We start from the raw sequence: 1,048 nt of genomic DNA, 5'->3' as shown, positions 1-1,048 counted from the left end.
CCCAGAAAGGCATCACACCACAATGATCAACTTGTCTGTGATTCGGGATCTCACACTGACCGTCGGCGCGGCCGCCGTCACCGCGATGGTCGCCGATGATGTTCTCGGCCTGCCCGTCCGCCCCCAGCGCCACACCAGCACCGAGCTACCCGTCACCGCCCACGGCTGGCTGTTCCAGGCCGACGCGTTCGGCGCTGACCGGGCCCGCCGGCTGCGTCCAGCGACCGCCGCCGAGGCCGCCGCCTCGACCGCCTCCCGGATTGCCGGCAACGGCGGCTGGTTCGGCCTGAGCCGCACCGGTGACCTGATCGATATCGAGGACGTCCGTTTCGCCCCGGCGGGCCGGGAGTTCGGCCCGGACGCGATCGACCCGGTCTTCGTCCCCCAGACCACGACCACCACCACGACGGTTCCCCCCACCGTCCTGCCTGTCACAGCCCGTAACACCGGCCAGACCGGTGAGACGGTCCGGCTGACCGCGGACGTCGTGCTGTTCGCGATAGACGACAGCGAGCCGCACGTACTGCTCATCCGTCGTGACCGGCCGCCGTTTGCGGGCTGCTGGGCGCTCCCCGGGGGTCACGTCGATCCCGGCGAGCAGGTCGAGGACACCGCCCACCGCGAACTCGCCGAGGAGACCGGGATCCACACCGGCGCGCTCCACCCGGTCGGTATCTACAGCGACCCGGGCCGTGACCCCCGGGGCCGCTATGTGACCTGGGCGTACACCGCGACACTGCCCGCGCTGGTCGAGCCGACCGCCGGGGACGACGCCGCCGATGCCCGCTGGATACCGCTGGCGGACGCCCTGGCTGACGGCCTGGCCTTCGACCACGACCGCATCCTCACCGACGCCCTGGCCGTCACCGGCGTCGTCACCGGCTGACCGAGCCCACCCCCACCGAAGGGACCGTCATGAGCACATACGAGACCGCCGCATCGACCCGGCGCGGCACCCGCGACTACAACGCCGACGCGGCCGCGGTCCGGTCGGCTGACACCCTCACCGTGGCCGTGATCGTCGACGGGATCGGGAACTCGGCGCAGG

Annotated in this window: 1 protein-coding gene; it reads left to right on the top strand. The window is 71.7% G+C overall.

The features are described from left to right. Positions 1-886 (top strand): NUDIX hydrolase (locus MJ785_RS21710; RefSeq protein ID WP_239382721.1); only part of this gene is annotated, 886 nt, incomplete at its 5' end. Positions 887-1,048: the final 162 nt, after the last annotated feature.

Origin of the sequence: Protofrankia sp. CiT1 (assembly GCF_917627335.1) — a bacterium.
Classification (GTDB): domain Bacteria; phylum Actinomycetota; class Actinomycetes; order Frankiales; family Frankiaceae; genus Protofrankia.
This window is presented reverse-complemented; position numbering and strand designations above follow the sequence as displayed.